This is a genomic window from Streptomyces sp. NBC_01478, assembly GCF_036227225.1.
In the GTDB taxonomy this organism is placed as follows: domain Bacteria; phylum Actinomycetota; class Actinomycetes; order Streptomycetales; family Streptomycetaceae; genus Streptomyces.
In genome coordinates this window covers 1,528,520-1,546,301 of sequence record NZ_CP109444.1, presented here as the reverse complement: position 1 = coordinate 1,546,301, position 17,782 = coordinate 1,528,520, and the positions used below count along the sequence as shown (strand labels likewise).

Annotated in this window: 19 protein-coding genes; 8 read left to right on the top strand and 11 right to left on the bottom strand. The window is 72.3% G+C overall.

The genetic code is table 11. The features are described 5' to 3' along the window. Positions 1–38 precede the first annotated feature (38 nt). Together OG223_RS06995 and OG223_RS06990 are read right to left on the bottom strand one after the other, a co-directional pair. Positions 39–794 (bottom strand): ferredoxin reductase, encoded by a 756-nt coding sequence (locus OG223_RS06995; protein WP_329243894.1) that lies wholly within the window; start codon positions 792–794, stop codon positions 39–41. Beyond that, on the bottom strand, positions 787–1,392 hold the full coding sequence (locus OG223_RS06990) for a sulfite oxidase-like oxidoreductase (RefSeq protein WP_329243891.1): 606 nt from the start codon (positions 1,390–1,392) through the stop codon (positions 787–789). Before OG223_RS06990 ends, OG223_RS06995 begins: the two co-directional genes overlap by 8 nt. A gap of 243 nt (positions 1,393–1,635) precedes the next feature. Here OG223_RS06990 and OG223_RS06985 point away from each other — a divergent pair, with 243 nt between their 5' ends. Both OG223_RS06985 and OG223_RS06980 read left to right on the top strand, forming a co-directional pair. Continuing rightward, positions 1,636–2,562 carry an NADP-dependent oxidoreductase gene (locus tag OG223_RS06985; RefSeq protein ID WP_329243889.1) on the top strand — a complete coding sequence of 309 codons (927 nt, stop codon included), beginning with the start codon at positions 1,636–1,638 and terminating at the stop codon, positions 2,560–2,562. Then, entirely contained in the window at positions 2,559–3,281 is a 723-nt protein-coding gene (locus OG223_RS06980; protein WP_329243886.1) for a GNAT family N-acetyltransferase, read from the top strand. The genes OG223_RS06985 and OG223_RS06980 overlap by 4 nt, the downstream gene beginning before the upstream one ends. 12 nt (positions 3,282–3,293) lie before the next feature. Here the strand turns inward: OG223_RS06980 and OG223_RS06975 are convergent, their stop codons facing one another. Beyond that, a complete protein-coding gene (locus OG223_RS06975) occupies positions 3,294–3,698 on the bottom strand; it encodes a MarR family winged helix-turn-helix transcriptional regulator (protein WP_329265176.1) in 405 nt (134 codons plus the stop codon). A gap of 288 nt (positions 3,699–3,986) precedes the next feature. Between OG223_RS06975 and OG223_RS06970 the strand changes: the two genes are divergently transcribed. Then, positions 3,987–4,781 carry a putative protein N(5)-glutamine methyltransferase gene (locus OG223_RS06970; RefSeq protein WP_329243884.1) on the top strand — a complete coding sequence of 265 codons (795 nt, stop codon included), beginning with the start codon at positions 3,987–3,989 and terminating at the stop codon, positions 4,779–4,781. On the opposite strand, the gene OG223_RS06965 is transcribed toward OG223_RS06970, so the two are convergent. Further along, on the bottom strand, positions 4,771–5,511 hold the full coding sequence (locus OG223_RS06965) for a hypothetical protein (protein WP_329243882.1): 741 nt from the start codon (positions 5,509–5,511) through the stop codon (positions 4,771–4,773). The genes OG223_RS06970 and OG223_RS06965 overlap by 11 nt on opposite strands. A gap of 230 nt (positions 5,512–5,741) precedes the next feature. Here OG223_RS06965 and OG223_RS06960 point away from each other — a divergent pair, with 230 nt between their 5' ends. Next, positions 5,742–7,757 (top strand): NADPH-dependent 2,4-dienoyl-CoA reductase, encoded by a 2,016-nt coding sequence (locus OG223_RS06960; protein ID WP_329243879.1) that lies wholly within the window; start codon positions 5,742–5,744, stop codon positions 7,755–7,757. A 22-nt stretch (positions 7,758–7,779) separates the two neighbouring features. Beyond that, a complete protein-coding gene (locus tag OG223_RS06955; RefSeq protein WP_329243876.1) occupies positions 7,780–8,316 on the top strand; it encodes a PadR family transcriptional regulator in 537 nt (178 codons plus the stop codon). Between the two features lie 54 nt (positions 8,317–8,370). Here the strand turns inward: OG223_RS06955 and OG223_RS06950 are convergent, their stop codons facing one another. The 3 genes from OG223_RS06950 to OG223_RS06940 form a co-directional block, all read right to left on the bottom strand. Further along, positions 8,371–8,916, bottom strand: coding sequence for a hypothetical protein (locus OG223_RS06950; protein WP_329243874.1), 546 nt, complete (start codon positions 8,914–8,916; stop codon positions 8,371–8,373). A gap of 183 nt (positions 8,917–9,099) precedes the next feature. After that, positions 9,100–10,053: a LysR family transcriptional regulator gene (locus OG223_RS06945; protein ID WP_329243872.1), complete on the bottom strand. Its 954-nt coding sequence runs from the start codon at positions 10,051–10,053 to the stop codon at positions 9,100–9,102. A gap of 21 nt (positions 10,054–10,074) precedes the next feature. After that, positions 10,075–11,070 carry a fibronectin type III domain-containing protein gene (locus OG223_RS06940; RefSeq protein WP_329243870.1) on the bottom strand — a complete coding sequence of 332 codons (996 nt, stop codon included), beginning with the start codon at positions 11,068–11,070 and terminating at the stop codon, positions 10,075–10,077. 439 nt (positions 11,071–11,509) lie between these two features. On the opposite strand from OG223_RS06940, the gene OG223_RS06935 reads away from it, so the two are divergent. Continuing rightward, on the top strand, positions 11,510–12,238 hold the full coding sequence (locus tag OG223_RS06935; protein WP_329243867.1) for a glycoside hydrolase family 75 protein: 729 nt from the start codon (positions 11,510–11,512) through the stop codon (positions 12,236–12,238). A 28-nt stretch (positions 12,239–12,266) separates the two neighbouring features. Here OG223_RS06935 and OG223_RS06930 read toward each other — a convergent pair whose 3' ends face one another. After that, positions 12,267–13,028: an SDR family NAD(P)-dependent oxidoreductase gene (locus OG223_RS06930; RefSeq protein WP_329243865.1), complete on the bottom strand. Its 762-nt coding sequence runs from the start codon at positions 13,026–13,028 to the stop codon at positions 12,267–12,269. Between the two features lie 132 nt (positions 13,029–13,160). Here OG223_RS06930 and OG223_RS06925 point away from each other — a divergent pair, with 132 nt between their 5' ends. After that, a complete protein-coding gene (locus OG223_RS06925; protein WP_329243863.1) occupies positions 13,161–13,799 on the top strand; it encodes a TetR/AcrR family transcriptional regulator in 639 nt (212 codons plus the stop codon). Positions 13,800–13,811: 12 nt separating this feature from the next. Here the strand turns inward: OG223_RS06925 and OG223_RS06920 are convergent, their stop codons facing one another. The 3 genes from OG223_RS06920 to dhaK are packed head-to-tail and all read right to left on the bottom strand — an operon-like array spanning position 13,812 to position 15,892. After that, a complete protein-coding gene (locus tag OG223_RS06920) occupies positions 13,812–14,225 on the bottom strand; it encodes a PTS-dependent dihydroxyacetone kinase phosphotransferase subunit DhaM (protein ID WP_329265174.1) in 414 nt (137 codons plus the stop codon). A 10-nt stretch (positions 14,226–14,235) separates the two neighbouring features. Next, positions 14,236–14,853 carry a dihydroxyacetone kinase subunit DhaL gene (dhaL, locus tag OG223_RS06915; protein ID WP_329243860.1) on the bottom strand — a complete coding sequence of 206 codons (618 nt, stop codon included), beginning with the start codon at positions 14,851–14,853 and terminating at the stop codon, positions 14,236–14,238. Positions 14,854–14,899: 46 nt separating this feature from the next. Continuing rightward, complete coding sequence (dhaK, locus tag OG223_RS06910) at positions 14,900–15,892, bottom strand: dihydroxyacetone kinase subunit DhaK (protein WP_329243857.1); 993 nt, start codon at positions 15,890–15,892, stop codon at positions 14,900–14,902. Positions 15,893–16,470: 578 nt separating this feature from the next. Between dhaK and OG223_RS06905 the strand changes: the two genes are divergently transcribed. Continuing rightward, on the top strand, positions 16,471–17,763 hold the full coding sequence (locus OG223_RS06905; RefSeq protein ID WP_329243855.1) for a poly(ethylene terephthalate) hydrolase family protein: 1,293 nt from the start codon (positions 16,471–16,473) through the stop codon (positions 17,761–17,763). Positions 17,764–17,782: the final 19 nt, after the last annotated feature.

Genomic DNA, 17,782 nt, shown 5'->3' with positions numbered 1-17,782 from the left:
CGTCAACCGGAGGCTCGGCCGGATCTTTGGCCGGCGCCTCAGCCGAAGCGTTCGATGCGGATGCGGTCCACGGGCTGGCCCGCTTCGACCAGCAGCCGCGAGGCATGCTCGGCGAAGCCGTTGGACCCGCACACATAGGCCTCCCACCCACCGGCAGGCGGCTCCGCCAGGAGCGGCGCCACATGTGCGGCGGCCATACGTCCCACCGGCACACCCTCCGGCGCACTGCGCGTGAACACGGCCGTGGTCTCCGCGCCGTACTCCCGCGCGTAGATCAGCTCCTCGGGACTGCGCGCCGACACCAGCAGCCGCAACGGCACGGACAGGTTCCGCGCCCGGTGCTGCCGGAGCATCGACATCAGCGGTACGACCCCGGAACCCGCGCCCAGCAGCAGCGCGGGCCGGTCGCCGGGCCAGGCGAAGAAGCCGCTCAGCGGGCCGCGCACCTCGACCTGGTCACCGGGCTCGGCCACCGTGTGGAACCAGCCGGACACCTCACCGCCCTCGACATGGTCCAGGGTCAGCTCCACATGCCCGGCGTCGTCCGGGTGCGAGGCGATCGAGTAGTGGCGCTGCGCCACATAGCCGTCCTCGGCCCGCAGCCGCAGCATCAGGTGCTGGCCGGGCAGATGGCCGCCCCAGTCGGGCACGGCGAAGCGGAACGTCGCGGCGTGCGGGGTCTCCCGGCGGATCTCGGTGAGCGTGGCGGTCTGCCACACGGCGGCGGCGCGGTTGCTGACGGCGATGCGTCCCGGCACCGCGAACTTCGTGGCGGGCGCGAAGGTCTCAGTCACCGGAGTACCGCTGTTCCTCCCAGGGGTTGCCCCGGCCGTGATAGCCGTTCTGCTCCCAGAAACCGGGCTCGTCGTGGTCGAGGAGACGCAGGCCCGCGATCCACTTGGCGCTCTTCCAGAAGTACAGGTGCGGCACCAGCAGCCGGGCGGGCCCGCCGTGCTCGGCGGGCAGCGGCTTGCCGTCGTACTCCCAGGCGATCCAGGCACGACCGCCGGTCACGTCGTCGAGCGGGAGGTTCGTGGTGTACCCGGTGTGCGAATACGCGACCACATGTGTGGCGGACACATGGGGCCGCACCACATTGAGGAACGCGTCCAGCGAGACGCCCCCGAACCGCACCCCGAACTTCGACCAGCTCGTCACACAGTGGATGTCACCCTCGTAGGCCGACGAAGGCAGTTCGTGTGCCTGCGTCCAGTTCCATGTGCGCGGCTCGGCCACGAGCCCGTCGACGCGGAACGTCCAGTCGGCGGGCGCGAGGTCGGGGGTGACCTCGGCGGACAGGACGGGCCAGTCGTCGCCCGCGTCGTACTGACCGGGCGGCAGGCCGGCGTCGGGGACGCGGGGGCGTCCGGTGAAGCCTCGGGTGACGTGCATACGGGTGGAGCCTCCAGGTCGCTGCGGCGCGGGTCCGCCGGGCGAGCGCGATCAGTGGTTTCTCGTTTCAACGGTACGCGTCCACGAGGTATGCCCAGGTCCGAGGGTGACCGCCGATCATTGCGGCCGTATGAACTCTCCGCGTCCCGGGGAATAGCTCCCCGGCGGCCGACCTTGGTCTTCAATGCGGCTCGCGTGCGGAGAGCGTGCGGAGAGCCGGTGCCGAGGAGAGTGAGGGAGTAGATGCCGAAGGCGTATGTCTTCACGCGATACGGGGGACCCGAGACCGAGGCGCTGGTCGAGGTGGACCAGCCCCGACCCGGCCCCGGTGAGATCCTCGTCGCGGTGCGCGCGGCCGGGGTGAACCCCGTCGACTGGAAGCAGCGCAACGGCTACCGGCGGCCCGGCGAGACCGGCTCACGCGCGTTCCCCGCGGTCTTCGGCCAAGAGGTCTCCGGAGTCGTACGGGAGATCGGTGCCGACGTGGCCGGGTTCGCCGTCGGCGACGAGGTGTTCGGGAGCACGGTGGCCGGCGGATACGCCGAGTACGCGCTGCTGCCCGTGACGGTCGCCGCGCACCGGCCCGCCGAGCTGTCCTTCCCGGACGCCGCCACTCTGCCCGTCGCCGCCGCGACCGCGTACGACGGCATCCTCCAGCTCGACCTGCCCACCGGCGCCACTGTGCTGGTCACCGGCGCGGGCGGCGGTGTGGGCTCGGCGGCCCTGCAGATCGCCCGCGCCCTCGGCCTGCGCGCCGTGGGCGTGGCGAGCGAGGGCAAGAAGGATCTCGTCGAGTCGCTGGGCGCGGTCCACGTGCCCTCCGGAGCGGACCTGGCCGCGCGCGTACGGGCCGTCGCCCCGGACGGCGTCGACGGCGCCTACGACCTCGTCGGCGGCGAGGTGCTCGCCGAGGCCGCCACCCTCCTCACCGACCGGACGAAACTCATCACCGCCGGAGCCCCCGCCCCCGAGGTCGAGAAGCTCGGCGGCGCCCGCGTCGAGCGCGCCCGCAACGCCGCCGTCCTCGACGCGCTCGCGCAGCTCGTGGTCAGCGGCCGACTGGACCCGCACGTGACGCGGACCTTCCCGCTCGACCGGGCCGGCGAGGCCCTGCGCACCGTCGAGGAAGGCCACGCCCGCGGCAAGATCGTGATCGAGGTCGCCGCATGAGCACGTCCGACGAACGCGTCCTCGACAATCCCGCCCGCGCCGCCCTCACCGGCCCGCACGCCCACTTCGCCGAGCGGCGCGGCCGGGTCCTGCGCTACCCGGTGGACGTGACCCCGTGGCTCGCCCTGCCCGACGAGCCCGACGCCGAGGACTGGGCGGACGTCGCCGCGCTCTCCGGACCGGGCGCCGAGATCCCGCTCCTCGGCTTCCGGGACCGGGTGCCGGACGACTGGGAGATCACCTTCCACGTCGACGGCGTGCAGATGGTGGACGACGGGATGGCCGCCGCACCGGACCCGGAGGCGATTCTCCTCGGCCCGGCCGATGTCCCGGAGATGCTCGACCTGGTGGCACGGACCAAGCCCGGCCCGTTCCTGCCCCGCACCGTCGAACTCGGCACCTACCTGGGCATCCGCCGGAACGGCGCCCTCGTCGCCATGGCCGGCGAGCGGCTGCATCCGCCGGGCTGGACCGAGATCAGCGCCGTCTGCACCGACCCCTCCGCGCGAGGTGAGGGTCTCGCCGGCCGCCTCATCCGGGCCGTCGCCCACGGCATCCGCGAACGCGGCGAGACCCCGTTCCTGCACACCGGCGCGGGCAACACCACCGCGATACGGCTGTACGAGTCCCTGGGGTTCCGCCTGCGCCTCGACACCGCGTTCCTCGCTGCACGGGCGCCCGAGCACCTCACGCAGACGCGGTCCGTGGCGGTGTCGTAGGGCAGGAGCGCCTCAGCCCTCCTCGGCGGGGTCCGAGCCCGGCCACGAGTTGTAGCGCTCCAGATAGCCGGCGAACCGGGTCAGATCCTCCTCCGGCCAGTCCGCCAGCCGTTCGCGGAAGGCGGCCTGGCGGTTCTCGGTGACCTGGGCGAGGATCCGGCGGCCCGCGGCCGTGAGGTGCAGGACCTGGACGCGGTGGTCCTCGGGGTCGAGGCGGCGCTCGATGAGGTCGGCGCGCTCCAGCGCGGCGACCTGTCGGCTGACCGTGGACTTGTCGAGGGCGTAGTGCGCGGCCAGGTCGGTGGCCCGGCAGCCGTCCCGCTCCTCCAGATGACCGAGCAGGGTGTACGACACCAGCGACAGCTCGGGGTGGAGACGGCCCGCCGAGGCGCGGGCGCGGCGCGCGAAGACCGTCATCTCGCGCTGGATGGTCTCCACTGCCTGGTCCGCTCGCACTGGGATCTCCCTCGTCCTCCTGGTCGTTGCAGAGTACAACTCGGCGCCGGGGGCGGCCCCTCGTTGGCCCGGTGGTTCGGGTAGTGTTGCTCTTCGGCCGAGAACAGTCCCGGCCGTCAACTCCCTGGAGGTGAGACCCATTTCCGCTGTGTCAGGCCGGGTGCTCTCCCTTCAGGACGGCTCGGATCACCACTAACAGGTGACCCTGAGAGCGCCCTTCGGCTACCTTCCGAAAGGCTCTCCGCTTTCATGCCCTCTCTTTCCCCCGCCTCCGTCGTCGCCGCGCTCCGTGCCGCGGGCTGTGTCTTCGCCGAGGACGAGGCGCGACTGATCCTCTCCGCCGCGCGCACCCCGGACGAACTCGCCGCCATGGTGGACCGCCGGGTCACGGGTCTGCCCCTCGAACACGTCGTCGGCTGGGCCGCGTTCCGCGGTCTGCGCATCGCCGTGGAACCCGGCGTCTTCGTGCCCCGCCGCCGTACCGAGTTCCTCGTCGAACAGGCCCTCGCGCAGGCCCCGGACGCGTCCGTCGTCGTGGACCTGTGCTGCGGTTCCGGCGCGGTCGGCGCGGCCCTGGCCGCCGCCCTCGGCCGGGTCGAACTGCACGCCGCCGACATCGACCCCGCCGCCACGCGCTGCGCCCGCCGCAATGTCGCTTCCTACGACGGTCACGTCCACACGGGCGACCTGTTCGCGGCGCTGCCCGACACCTTGCGCGGCCGGGTCGACATCCTCGCGGCCAATGTGCCGTACGTCCCGACCGGCGAGGTCGGGCTGCTGCCCGCCGAGGCCCGCGAGCACGAACCGCTGTTCGCCCTCGACGGGGGCGCCGACGGCCTCGACATACTCCGCGCGGTCGCCACCGGGGCGCCCGACTGGCTGGCCCCCGGCGGCTGTCTGCTCGTCGAGACGAGCGAGCGTCAACTCCCGTCCGCCGTCGACGCGTTCACGCGCTCAGGGCTCAAGACGCGCTCGGCGTACTCCGAGGAGCTGTACGCGAACGTCGTGATCGGCGTCAGGGTGGCGGCGCCCGTCAGGTCGTAGCGCCGCTGCCGGACGGGCTGGGGGCGGGGCTCGGGCTGCGGTCGCCGTGGTCCCAGGTGTGGCCGCGGCCGCCGCCCGGGAACCCGCTGGGTCGGTCGCCCGGTGTCTTGCGGTCGAAGGTGCCCGTGAAGGCCCGGTCGGCGGTCCGGGTGCCGGAGTCGGAACGGGTGCCGGTCAGGGAGGCCGTGTCGCCCTTCTTGAGGGCGCCGGCGCCCTGGGCCGTGGCGCCGGAGCCCACGGTCCAGGTCCACGAGGTCCCGTCGTCGCTCTTGACGGTGACCTGGTCGCCGTCAGCCTTCGTGACCGTGCCGCGCTGCCAGATCCGTACGACCCACTTGCCGGTGGTGTTGTCCTTGACGGTCGCCTCGCCGTGCACGGCCGTGCCGCCGACGCCGAACCCGAACCACATCCCGCCCCCGTGCCGGGAACCGGGCCCGCCGGGGGAGGGCGTCCCGGACGGGGTTCCCGCGGCGGCGGGCAGGGCGTCACCGCCCGAACCCCCGGAGGTCGCCGCGTAGGCGACGGTCCCGCCGAGCGCCAGCACGCCCACGGTGGCCACGGCGATCACCGCCCGGGCCCGCCGCGACCGCTGCCGCCACAACCGGTCGAGACCGTGATCGCGCTCCGCGCCACCGGGTCCCGTGAGCACCTCCATCATCTCGGGTGCGTGATCGGGCAGCGGAGGTGTCGCCGCGCTGTCGCCGGCTTCGTGCTCAGGATCGTGCGTCACGGCTCGCTCCCTAGGCCACGCGCGCGCGGCATCCCACCGGCACGCCTGACTGTGATTCTCGGGGGCGGGCGATAAAGAACCGGTAATAAATCCCTGTGAATCGGCTCCTGGCGGCCCAAGAGAGGCTGTGCGGCGTGGGCCGGCTCACCCGCCCGCGATTGTGCAACTAGTTGCACAATCGCCTCCGTGTCCTCTACAAAAGAGGCACGACACCGCGCACGGAGGCCCCGATGAGCCGTTACCCGCACCTGCTGAACCCGCTCGACCTGGGCTTCACCACGCTGCCCAACCGCGTCCTCATGGGCTCCATGCACGTGGGCCTGGAGGAGGCCGAGCGCGGTTTCGAGCGCATGGCGGAGTTCTACGCGGCACGCGCGCGGGGCGGCGTCGGCCTGATCGTCACCGGAGGCATCGCGCCCAACGAGGCCGGTCGGCCCTACGAGGGCGGCGCCAAGCTGACCACCGACGCCGAGGCCGAACAGCACACCGCGATCACCGCCGCCGTGCACCGCGAGGGCGGGCGGATCGCGATGCAGATCCTGCACTTCGGGCGGTACGCCTACCACCGGGAACTGGTCGCGCCGAGCGCCCTCCAGGCGCCGATCAGCCCCTTCCCGCCCCGCGCGCTCACCGACGCCGAGGTGGAGCAGACCGTCGAGGACTACGTCCGCGCGGCCCGCCTCGCCCGGCGGGCCGGTTACGACGGCGTCGAGATCATGGGCTCCGAGGGCTACCTCATCAACGAGTTCATCGCCGCGCAGACCAACCACCGCGACGACCGCTGGGGCGGCTCGTACGAGAACCGGACGCGCTTCCCCGTCGAGATCGTGCGCCGGGTGCGCGAGGCGGTCGGCGAGGACTTCATCATCGTCTACCGGCTGTCGATGCTGGACCTCGTGCCGGGCGGCTCCACACTCGACGAAGTCATCAGTCTGGCCAAGGCGGTTGAGGCCGCCGGGGCGACCATCATCAACACCGGCATCGGCTGGCACGAGGCCCGCATCCCCACCATCGCGACCTCCGTGCCGCGCGGGGCGTACACCTGGGTCACGAAGAAGCTGATGGGCGCGGTATCCATCCCGCTGGTGACCACCAACCGCATCAACACCCCTGAACTGGCGGAGCAGTTGCTCGCCGACGGGTGCGCCGACATGGTGTCGATGGCCCGTCCGATGCTCGCCGACCCGGACTTCGTGGCCAAGGCCGCGGCCGGCCGTTCCGACGCCATCAACACCTGTATCGGCTGCAACCAGGCCTGCCTCGACCACACCTTCAGCGGGAAGATCACCTCCTGCCTGGTCAACCCGCGCGCCTGCCACGAGACCGAACTCGTCCTCGCCCCAACCCGGTTGCGCAAACGCGTCGCGGTGGTGGGCGCGGGCCCGGCGGGACTCGCGTGCGCGGTGAGCGCGGCCGAACGTGGTCACGAGGTGACCTTGTACGACGCCGCGAGCGAGATCGGCGGACAGCTCAACGTCGCCCGACAGGTCCCGGGCAAGCAGGAGTTCGACGAGACGCTGCGCTACTTCCGCACCCAGCTCGACGAGCACGGCGTCGACGTACGTCTCAACACCCGTGTGACGGCAGCCGACTTGGGCGACTACGACGAGGTCGTCGTCGCCACCGGCGTCACCCCGCGCACCCCCGACATCCCCGGAGCCGACCACCCCAGTGTCGTCGGCTACCTCGACGTCCTGCGCGACCGCGTCCCCGTCGGCGACCGTGTCGCGATCCTCGGCGCGGGCGGCATCGGCTTCGACGTCGCCGAGTTCCTCACCGACGGCGGCGACAAGGCGAGCGAGGACCCGGCGACGTACTTCCGCGCCTGGGGCGTCGACATGGACTACGCGGCCCCCGGCGGCCTCACCGCACCCGAGCGCCCCGCCCCGCCCCGCCGCGTCCACCTCCTCCAGCGCAAGGCGACCAAGGTCGGCGCCGGACTCGGCAAGACCACGGGATGGATCCACCGCGCCGAACTCAAGCACCGGGGCGTCACCATGGTCCCGGGTGTCCAGTACGACCTGATCGACGACGCCGGACTGCACGTCACCGTCGACGGCACGAGCACCGTCCTGGAGGTCGACACGGTCGTCCTGTGCACCGGGCAGGACCCGCGCCGCGACCTGTACGACGAGTTGGCCGCCGCCGGTCGCGCCGTGCACCTGATCGGCGGCGCCGACGTGGCCGCCGAACTGGACGCCAAGCGCGCCGTCAAGCAGGGCACCGAGGTCGCGGCCGCCCTCTGAGGGCCGTCCCTAGGATGGCCCCATGTCACTCCCGCACGCGATCCTCACCGCCCTCCTGGAGAAGCCGTCCTCGGGTCTCGAACTGACCCGGCGCTTCGACCGGTCGATCGGTTACTTCTGGTCGGCGACGCACCAGCAGATCTATCGCGAGCTGGGAAAACTGGAGTCCGAGGGACAGATCCGGGCGCTGGCGTCCGAGCAGCCGGCGCGCGGCCAGAAGAAGCGCTACGAGGTCCTGCCGGCGGGCCGTGCCGAACTGGCCCGCTGGACCGCGTCCGCCCAGGACCCCAAGCCGCTGCGCGACACGATGCTGCTGCGGCTGCGCGCGGCGGCGGTCGTCGGCACGGCCGGCGTCGAGAGCGACCTGCGCCGCCATCTCGCCCTGCACCAGCGGCAGTTGGCGGAGTACGAGGAGATCGAGAAGCGCGACTTCCCACCCGGCCGGGACAGCCCCCAGGACCGGCTCCAGCACCTCGTGCTGCGCGCCGGCATCGACCTGGAGACCTTCTGGACGCGGTGGCTCACCCACGCGATCGAGGAGTTCGCCGAGCTGCCGTAGGACACGGGGAAGGGGCCGCCCGTGAACCGGGCGGCCCCTCGTCCGTGGCGACGGTCAGAGGCGGTACGGCTTCGCGCGCCTGCGCAGGAACCAGGCCGTCGCGATGACGCCGACCGCGACCAGGCCCCCGCCGACCCCCAGGGTGAGGGGGCCGTAGTCCTTGGTGGCGCCGCCGAGGCCGCCCATGACGCCCCGCGAGGGCGAGGCCGTGGCGACGGCCGTGGGGGTCGTGGAACTGGACACGATCACGGACTGGGCGCCGACGGGTGTGGTGCCGTTCTGGCACATCACGATGACGGTGTAGGTGCCGGGGGTGACATTGGTCCAGGCGGTGGACTGGCTGATGGTGGTCCCCGCCAGGGTCGCCTTCCGGCCCTCGGCGAAGCTCCCCTGGCTACTGGTGAGGAGTGAACCGGTGCCCCAGACGCCGGTGGTGCGGTTCTGGGAGCACGCGCTGGTCGTGACCGAGACCGTGGTCCCGGTCGTGCTCACGGAGATCCCCGAGGCCGCGTCGGCGGCCGGGGCGGTCAGGGCGAGCGGAAGAGCGGCGGCGGCTGTCACGGTCAGGCCGGAGCGGAGTAGTAGCTGAGAAGTGCGCATGGGACTGCCCTCCAACGGCACGGTTGGCGGAACATCCCTTGCGCCGCCGGGATCGGGAAACGGCCGTGCTGCCTCCAAGGAAGCCAACGCGTCCCCGGCCCGTCCCGCATGCGGACGGGGACCGGGCAGGTGACGGATTCCTTCGTCCGGCTCAGGGGGCGGCGCGTTCGCCGGGGCGCGGGCTCACCAGGCGGGCGCCGCCCGGAGCAGCCGCTCCCGTACGAGCGTGACGTGCGGGTTGTCCGGTGAGCCCGGGCGTCGGGTGAGATACGAGGTGTTGATCGGCGGGTCCTCGGGCACCAGCAGCGGCACCAGCGCGCCGGACGCCAGCTCGGCCAGGCACAGATAGCGGGGGAGCACGGTGATCCCGGCACCGGCCACGACCGCCGCCAGCACCCCGCGCAGATCGGGCACCGTGATCGCGGCCTGCCCGCCGAGCCGGGTACCGAAGACATGCCGCCAGTAGCGGCGCGCGATCGGCAGATCCTCCGCGTACGACACCAGCGGCACCCCGCGCAGCACGGCGGGCCCCTCGGCGGCGACCCGCCCGTCCCCGATGCGCGCCGCCCACGCGGGCGAGGCGACCAGCACGAACTCCTCGTCCGCCAGCGGCTCCCACGTCAAGGTCCGGCCGCGCGGCCGCGCGGTGGCGATCACCAGGTCGAAACGGCCGGCCCGCAGTCCGTCGAGCAGTTCGTCCGTCAGCCCAGGACTCACCCGCAGCCGCACCCCCTCCCCGGTCAGCGACGCCAGAGCGGGCAGCACCCGCGTGCACAGCAGCTCCGCCGGCCCCGCCACATGCACGGGCTCCGGAGACCGGTCCGCGCCGAGACCACCCCGATCCGCTACGGCGGCCAGCGCGTCCAGGGGCGCCGCGACCTGCGCGGCCAACTGGTCCGCCACCGGGGTCGGCACGACTCCGCGCGACCGCCGCTCGAACAGCTCCCGCCCCAACTGCCCCTCCAGCGAACGGATTTGAGCCGTCACCGTCGGCTGAGACAGTCCGAGCAGCCGCCCCGCCGCGGTGAGCGAACCGGCCCGGTGCACGGCGAGAAACGTGCGGAGGAGGGAGAGGTCGAGCGGTGCGGCGACGGCCGGGGCGGGGTTCGCCGAGCCATCGGAATTCCCATGGATCATGAGCCGGATCCTACGGTCCACCTATGGCCCGGCGTCGCCCGTCGTCACCGTCCGCTCCGCCGAGAACCCGCCCCACGTACCGTCCGGCAGCCGCGCCCTGAGCCGCACCCGATGACTGGCCCCGGCATCCCGGCCCACGTAGAAGCTGTACGTCGCCCGGTCGCGCGGCGCGGTCCCGCCCCAGACCAGTGAGGTGGCCGGCAGCCCGTCGAGGTGGATCTGGTACTCCGTGACCACCCCGTCCGTGCGCGGCGGCACCCAGGACAGGTCGATGTAGTACGCCCCGTCGTCGCCCCGGTGTGCGGTCGCGCGGAAGTCGGTGGGGGCGGTGCCCCGCCCGTCGTCACTGCCCGGCGCGGTGGTGAGCGGGACGGCCGTGCTCGCGGCCGAGAGATTGTCGGCGGCGTCCCGGGCCCGCACGGTGAAGGAGTAACGCGTGCTCGGCCGCAGCCCGGTGACCACCGTCGCGGTCTGTGCTCCGCTCACACTGTGGATCTTCGCCCCGCCCTGATAGATGTCGTACGACACCACACCCCGGTCGTCCGTCGAGGTGTCCCAGGAGAGCTGGACGGCCCGGCTGCCGATGACCCGGCCCCGCGGTGCGCCCGGACGGGTGGGCGCCGAGCGGTCGGCCGCGGAGGCGACCGGTGTCCGGGCCCGGACCTCCCGGCTGCGCGGTCCCAGGCGGCCGTCGGTGTCCCGGGCCCGCACGGTGAAGGAGTACAGGGTGGCGGGCCGGAGCCTGGTGACGTCCGCCATGTGCTCGGAACCCGGCACTTCCTTCACTTTCGTGGTGCCCCGATAAATCTCGTAGGTGTCGACGCCCGGGTTCGCCGTCACCGCGTCCCACATGACGTGCACGCTGGTCGCGCTGCCCGCCGCCGCCGTGACTCCGGCCGGGGCGCCGGGGGCGTGACCGTCTTCCTCCTCACCCGTGCCGCAGGAGGCGAGCAGCAGGAGCGCGGCGCACGCCAGGGCCGTACGGGAGAGGGCTTGGGTGGCACGGACGCGTCGCACGATTGCCTCCCGGCACTACGCGGGCACCACATGACGGAAAGGTCCGGACCAATATGACCCGGATGGTGCGGCCGCATCAAGAGGGGCGCCGTTGCCGAACGGGCACGAGGGTTACGTATGCTGAATCCTCACGGCTGAACTCGCCCCTGGGAGTGGGCAGTTCATGCCGGTGGCGCGGACCGCTGTCGTCGCTGATCCCGCGCCGGCGCGGGCGGCCGGGTGACCGGAGCCGACATGGCTCAGGTCCCCGGTCCCCGTCGGGAGTGGCGCGGGCTCAGGGGCCGTGATCCCCGTCGGGAGTGGCGCCGGCTCAGGGTCCGTGGCCCCAGTCGGGAGTTCGGCCGTGCACCGTCCGGCCCCCTAGCGGTGGCCGCGTGATCGGACCGGTACCAGGGTGGGCTGAGTGTCCGTCAGATCCCCCAGGAGAGGGTCCTCTATCGTGCGTGTCCAGTCGCTGACGCTGGCCGTGGCCGGCGCCGCCCTGCTCGCCCCGACCATGCTGCCCGCCGCGCCCGTCGCCTGGGTCCGGCCCTCGGCGGGGCCGGGGGCGCTGCGTGAGGGCGACGTCCGCGCCGCCGACCTGCTGGCCAAGGTGCGGGACTGCGTCCCCGTCTCGCGCGGCCGGTACCGCAGTGACGACGGGGAGCGCGCGACGATCCCGGTCTGCGGCACCAAGGAGGCCGTCTACTGGAAGGCCGACCTGGACATCGACTGCGACGGCCGGGCCGGTGCCCGCTGCAACGCGCGCACCGACCCGCTCTTCTCGTCCATGACCGCGTTCCAGCAGTCCGACGGCCGCTATCTGGACGCCGAACGGCTCCCGTACATCGTCGTCCCCGCCGCGAGCGCCCTCTGGAACCACCGGGACCACGGCGTCGGCGGCGGCTCGGTCGCCGCCGTCGTCTACCGGGACCGGGTGCAGTACGCCGTCGTAGGAGACGTCGGACCGCACGACATCATCGGCGAGGCGTCGTACGCCACGGCCAAGGGGCTGGGCATCCGCACCGACCCGCGCGGCGGCGGGACGGACTCCGGGGTCACCTACATCGTGTTCAAGGACGCGCGGGTGAAGCCCATCGAGGACCACGCGGCGGCCGTGGAGACGGGGCAGCGGCTGGCGCGACTCTTCGTCGGCGTCGGCGCCGGTGCCGACGCCGCTACCGACTGAGACCGCGGACCGCGGAGAGGCGGTGGCGTCAGACCGCCGACCAGCCGTCGTCGACCGGCAGGATCGCGCCGTTGATGTTGCTCGCCGCGTCCGAGGCCAGGAACACGATGGCGGCGGCCTGCTCCTCGGGCTGGGCCACGCGGCCCACGTTGACGAAGTGCGGGCCGAGCGCCGCGGGGCCGAGCGCGGTCCGGTCGGCGTCCACGGAGATGCTGGTCGCCGTACCGCCCGGGGCGACGGCGTTGGCCCGGATGCCCTGCTTGCGGTACATCACGGCGAGGGACTTGGTCAGGCCGACGACACCGTGCTTGGAGGCCGTGTAGGCGGCGCCCGCCGCGCTGCCCCGGAAGCCCGCCTCGGAGGCGGTGTTCACGATCGCGCCCCGGCCGGCCGCCAGCATGTGCGGCAGCACGGCCCGGGTGAGCAGGAAGGGCGCGGTCAGGTTGACCCGGATGACCCGCTCCCACTCCGCGTCGGCCACGTCCGCCAGCGCCGACATGCGGTCCATGATCCCGGCGTTGTTCACCAGCACGTCGACCCCGCCGAACCGCTCCACGGCGGTCGCGGCGACCTCGTTCACGACCGCCTGCTCGCTCAGGTCGCCCGTGACGGCGACGGCGATCCCGCCCGCCTGCTCGATCTCCTTGACGATCGCCTCGGCGCCGTCGGCGTTCAGATCGGCGACCACGACCTTGGCGCCCTCCGCGGCGAAGGCCAGGGCGGCGGCACGTCCGATGCCCGATCCCGCTCCGGTGACGATGACGCTGCGTCCGTCGAGTCCAGTGGCCATGAGGTGCTCCTGTCCGTAGTGCTGTGGGGTGTCCCCTCACTGTACGACTTAATGTCTTCGAGTGACATAAAGTCGAGGGCGGGTCATGGTGGAGAATCCCGGGAGGTCACGACCGCAGCCGGAGGGGAACTGATGACCGCACCCAGCGGACGCACCGGACGACCGCCTCTCACCGAGGCACGCAAGGCCGAGATCCGCCTGGAGATCGCCCGGGCCGCGGTGGAACTGTTCGTCGCCCAGGGCGTCGCGGCGACCACCGGCGACCAGATCGGCCACGCGGTCGGCGTCTCCGCGCGCACCGTGTGGCGTTACTTCCCGAGCAAGGAGAGCTGCGTACGGCCGCTCTTCTCGGCCGGTATCGACGTGATCGCCGCCCGGCTGCGGGAGTGGCCGCCCGGTCTCTCCCTGGAGGACCTGTTCGCCCCGGACCTCGCGACCGGCCTCCTCGCCGCGACCGGCCCCGACGGCGCCACCGGCAGCGCGCTGGTACGCCTCACCCGCACCGAACCGGGCCTGCGCGCGATCTGGCTCCAGACCTACGACGAGGCGGAACCGGCGTTCGCCCGCGCCCTGGCCGACCGCGCCGGCCTGCCGCCCGACGACCTACGGCCCATGATCCAGGCGGCGATGCTGAACGCCGCGCTGCGTGCGGCGGTGGAGCGGTTGGCCTGGCGTGGGGGAGAGGCGGGGGCGGACCCGGTGACGGGAGAGGCCGACGTGGCGAGGGCGTTGCGCTCGGCGCTGGTGATCGTGGCGGAAGGGGTGTCGTAGGGGAGCGGCGCCTCACACCTTCCGGTAGGTGTACGCCTCCGCGGCCGCCGCCTCCACCGCGTCCAGGTCCGCTCCCGTCGACGCCGTGACGACCGCGGCCACCGCGCCCTCGACGAACGGGGCGTCCACCAGGCGGGTGCCGGCCGGGAGTTCGTCGCCTTCGGCGAGCAAGGCCTTCACCGTGAGTACGGCGCTGCCCAGGTCGGTGAGGACGGCGACGCCGGCGCCGCGGTCGACGGACGCGGCCGCCGCGGCGATGAGTTCGGAACTGGTGCCGAGCCCGCCGCCCTCGGTGCCGCCGGCGGCGGCGAGCGGCACCGAGGCGCCCGCGCCGGACAGCCCCCGCGCCAACTCGGCCACGGAGGCGGCGACTTCGGCGCTGTGGGACACCAGCACGATGCCCACGAGCTTCTTCTCGTCACTCATGTCGCTCACGTCACTCGCCTCCTTCGCCGGTCGCCTCGGCCGCTTCCTGGAGCGCGGCGATCAGCAGCGCCGAGGAGGTCGCGCCCGGGTCCTGGTGTCCGATGCTCCGCTCCCCGAGGTAGCTCGCCCGCCCCTTGCGGGCCTGCAGGGGCGTGGTGGCCAGGGCACCCTCCTCGGCGGCGGCGCGTGCCGCGGCGAAGCCGTCCGGGAGCGCGTCGACCGCCGGGACGAGAGCGTCGATCATGGTCTTGTCACCGGGTGCCGCACCGCCGAGGGTCATGACCGCGTCGACTCCGGTGCGCAGCGCGACGGCGAACTCCTCCTCGCTCACCTCGGCGGCGTCCCCGAGCGCCTTGCCGGTACGGCGCAGCAGGGTGCCGTAGAGCGGCCCCGACGCGCCGCCGACCGTGGAGATGAGCTGGCGGCCGGCGAGGGTGAGGACGGCGCCCGGGGTGTCCGGTGCCTCCTTCTCCAGGGTGGCTGTCACGGCGGTGAACCCGCGTTTCAGGTTCGCGCCGTGGTCGGCGTCGCCGATGGGGGAGTCGAGGTCGGTGAGCCGGTCCGCCTCGCGGGTCACGGAGGCGGCGGTGGCCGTCAACCAACGGCGGAAGAAGTCGGCGTCGAGCACGGGATCTCCTTGCGTGGTGGGTGAGTTGACCGGATGTGCCGCCGGGTCACACGCCCCAGCGCAGTCCCGGGGTCTTCACCGGCGCGTCCCACAGCCGCAGCAGTTCCTCGTCGATCTGGCACAGGGTGACCGAGGCACCCGCCATGTCGAGAGACGTGACGTAGTTGCCGACCAGTGTGCGGGCGACGGCGACCCCGCGCTCGGCGAGCACCCGGTGGACCTCGGCGTTGAAGCCGTAGAGCTCCAGGAGCGGGGTCGCACCCATGCCGTTGACCAGGAGCAGGACGGGGTTGCGCGGTGCCATGTCCTCGAGGATCGCGTGGACGGCGAAGTCGGCGATCTCGCCGGAGGTCATCATCGCGCGCCGCTCCCGGCCCGGCTCGCCGTGGATACCGACGCCCAACTCCAGTTCGCCGGGCGGCAGATCGAAGGTGGGGCTGCCCTTGGCCGGGGTGGTGCAGGCGCTGAGCGCGACACCGAAACTGCGCGCGTTCTCATTGACCTGCCGGGCGATCGCCGCCACCCGGTCCAACGGCTGCCCCTCGGCCGCGGCGGCACCGGCGATCTTCTCCACGAACAGCGTCGCGCCGGTGCCGCGCCGCCCGGCGGTGTAGAGACTGTCGGTGACGGCCACATCGTCATTGACCAGCACCTTGGCGATCTGGATGCCCTCGTCCTCGGCGAGCTCGGCCGCCATGTCGAAGTTGAGGACGTCGCCCGTGTAGTTCTTCACGATGAAAAGCACCCCGGCACCACTGTTCACGGCGGCCGCGGCCCGCACCATCTGATCGGGCACCGGCGACGTGAACACCTCACCGGGACAGGCCGCCGACAACATCCCCGGCCCGACAAATCCGCCGTGCAACGGCTCGTGCCCCGACCCCCCACCGGAAACAAGCCCGACCTGCCCGGCCACGGGGGCGTCCCGCCGTACGATCACCCGGTTCTCGACGTCCACGATCAACTCGGGATGGGCGGACGCCATGCCTCGCAGCGCGTCCGTGACCACGGTCTCCGCGACATTGATGAGCATCCTCATCGGTTCCTCCTGGCAAGGCTAGCAGATGTGTCCCTGACCTGCGCTTTTGCTGGTCAGAGAGGGGTTGTGTCGGTCATCGATCCTGGCGATCCACGGCGGTCGGAAGCGGGTTCCGGCGGGGCTGATGCTGACTTAATGCTGACTTTGATGACGGGTCGTCAGGCTTCTGGAGTCGGTCGGTGGCGGGCGGCGGGCGAGCCCCTATGGAAAGTATCGACCTTGCGGGAGCGAAGGTCACGAGCTGGGACGCTCATGGGCGTGCCTGGCTGCTGGGGGACTGTTCTGCTGACTGCGCCCTGCGGTCTGGCGAGGCTGAGCACCGGAGAGGGCTGGGTCGGCCGCCACCTGGCCGATTCACCGAAGACGCGGTCCTGCCCACGGAACCCACCGCATGGCCTCACCGCGAGATCACCGCATTGCTGTCGACGTACCGCTCCCACTGACGCGATCGCTGCCGTCCACTTGTAGGCCATCTATGAACGCGGGCCCCGGACCACTCAACAACTTCACATTGCCGGCGGAAAGGCAGACCGCACCCCGCTCAACTGCCATGCTCACAAGCCCCGATGGAGGTGGCTGTGACCTCGACTGCGGAAACCCTGGGATCGCCCGCGCCCGCTGCACGAAGCACGGCGGCACGGCTCGTGGATCTCTCCGTCCGGCACCGGCAGGCCCTGGCGGGCGGCTCCGCGTCGGCCGTCGCCCGGCAGACGGCGCGTGGTCGGCTCACGGCCCGTGAACGCGTCGCGAGGCTGCTGGACCAGGGTTCCTTCGTCGAGACCGGCGCATTGGTACGCGCCCGCAGCGGTACCGACGACGCGGCGTACGGCGACGGTGTGGTCACTGGCTCAGGCACCGTCGGCGGGCGCCAGGTGTGCGTCTTCGCGCAGGACGCCACCGTCCACGGCGGCAGCATGGGCGAGGCGTGCGGGGAGAAGGTCGTCGGCACGATGGACCTCGCTCTGAAGATCGGTTGCCCGGTCATCGGCCTCAACGACTCCGGTGGCGCCCGCATCCAGGAGGGCGTCTCCTCGCTCGCTCTCTACGCCGAACTGGCCCACCGCAACGTCCGGGCCTCGGGCGTCATCCCGCAGATCTCCGTGATCATGGGCCCGTGCGCGGGCGGTGCCGCCAGCGTCACCGCCGAGACCGGTCCGTTCACCGTCGCCTCGGTCGTCGTCCCCTCGGGCAGCGGCTCGGGCTTCAACAACGGCACCATCTATTTCCCCACCGACACCAGCCAGGGCACCTTCGGCGCCGTCGTCATCATGCCGGGCTTCGTCGCCCCGCAGGCGGAGATCGCCTGGTACGGACCCCGGCTCGCCTCCCAGGGCTTCGTGGTGATGACCCTGGACAGCAACGCGCTGTGGGACTTCCCGACCGACCGCAGCAACCAACAGCTCGCCGCGCTCAGCTACTTGACGACCAAGAGTGCGGTGAAGAACGAGATCGACCCCACCCGGACGGCCGTGATGGGCTGGTCGATGGGCGGCGGCGGCACGCTGGAGAGCGCGGCGAGCACCCCGTCGCTCAAGGCGGCCATCGCGCTGGCGCCCTGGGACATCGTCAACGTCGGCGACCAGATCACCGTGCCCACCATGATCTTCGGCGCCGACGGGGACACCGTCGCCCCGGTCGACACCTTCACCCTGCCCGCCTACAACGCTCTGACGAACGACCACGACAAGGCGTTCATCGAGCTCAGGAACGCCGACCACTTCACCTTCGCCAGCCCGAACACCACGGTCGCCGAGTACAGCATCGTCTGGCTCAAACGCTTCGTCGACAACGACACCCGCTACGACCAGTTCATCTGCCCAACTCCCAACGACGCCAACACCGTTGCCTTCCAGAACACCTGCCCGATGTAGGACTCCCCGGAGAGCGCGG

Bases quoted from the DNA above. Each gene is read 5' to 3' on its own strand.
- OG223_RS06955 (WP_329243876.1), top strand. From the start codon at position 7,780: ATGTCACTCCCGCACGCGATCCTCACCGCCCTCCTGGAGAAGCCGTCC.
- dhaK (WP_329243857.1), bottom strand. From the start codon at position 15,892: ATGAGGATGCTCATCAATGTCGCGGAGACCGTGGTCACGGACGCGCTG.
- OG223_RS06925 (WP_329243863.1), top strand. From the start codon at position 13,161: ATGACCGCACCCAGCGGACGCACCGGACGACCGCCTCTCACCGAGGCA.
- OG223_RS06945 (WP_329243872.1), bottom strand. From the start codon at position 10,053: ATGATCCATGGGAATTCCGATGGCTCGGCGAACCCCGCCCCGGCCGTC.
- OG223_RS06960 (WP_329243879.1), top strand. From the start codon at position 5,742: ATGAGCCGTTACCCGCACCTGCTGAACCCGCTCGACCTGGGCTTCACC.
- OG223_RS06950 (WP_329243874.1), bottom strand. From the start codon at position 8,916: ATGCGCACTTCTCAGCTACTACTCCGCTCCGGCCTGACCGTGACAGCC.
- OG223_RS06985 (WP_329243889.1), top strand. From the start codon at position 1,636: ATGCCGAAGGCGTATGTCTTCACGCGATACGGGGGACCCGAGACCGAG.
- OG223_RS06975 (WP_329265176.1), bottom strand. From the start codon at position 3,698: ATGACGGTCTTCGCGCGCCGCGCCCGCGCCTCGGCGGGCCGTCTCCAC.
- OG223_RS06990 (WP_329243891.1), bottom strand. From the start codon at position 1,392: ATGCACGTCACCCGAGGCTTCACCGGACGCCCCCGCGTCCCCGACGCC.
- OG223_RS06920 (WP_329265174.1), bottom strand. From the start codon at position 14,225: ATGAGTGACGAGAAGAAGCTCGTGGGCATCGTGCTGGTGTCCCACAGC.
- OG223_RS06980 (WP_329243886.1), top strand. From the start codon at position 2,559: ATGAGCACGTCCGACGAACGCGTCCTCGACAATCCCGCCCGCGCCGCC.
- OG223_RS06930 (WP_329243865.1), bottom strand. From the start codon at position 13,028: ATGGCCACTGGACTCGACGGACGCAGCGTCATCGTCACCGGAGCGGGA.
- OG223_RS06970 (WP_329243884.1), top strand. From the start codon at position 3,987: ATGCCCTCTCTTTCCCCCGCCTCCGTCGTCGCCGCGCTCCGTGCCGCG.